Genomic DNA, 323 nt, shown 5'->3' with positions numbered 1-323 from the left:
GGTGAAACCAGCGCGCCGTACACCCACGAAGCGCAAGGCGATGACGTCTACAAAGACGCCGGTGAAATCGAGCTGGGTATCAAGTCCGCCGTCGATGTTGACGGTCGTGCCTTCGAAAACCTGCAGCTGGGCGATGCAGCCTCGGTCAAAGTCACCGACACCACCGACGACGTGGTGGCCAAGCTGACTGCTACACCTTCGGTCACCGAAGGTGGTGCGATCACTTACACCATCACCCTGACCAACAAAGATGGCTTGCCGATCGACAAGCATTCGGCGCTGACCTTCACGCTGAGCGACGGCACTACCGTCATTACCGTGCC

1 protein-coding gene is annotated in these 323 nt (G+C 59.1%); it reads left to right on the top strand.

What is annotated here, in order from left to right:
- A partial coding sequence (locus AC5PZ0_RS28340) for an immunoglobulin-like domain-containing protein (RefSeq protein ID WP_493856225.1) occupies positions 1–323 on the top strand: 323 nt, incomplete at both ends.

The organism is Pseudomonas sp. 5.2 (assembly GCF_059025405.1).
Note: the sequence above shows the minus strand (reverse complement) of the source record. Positions and strands in the feature narration are given on the sequence as shown.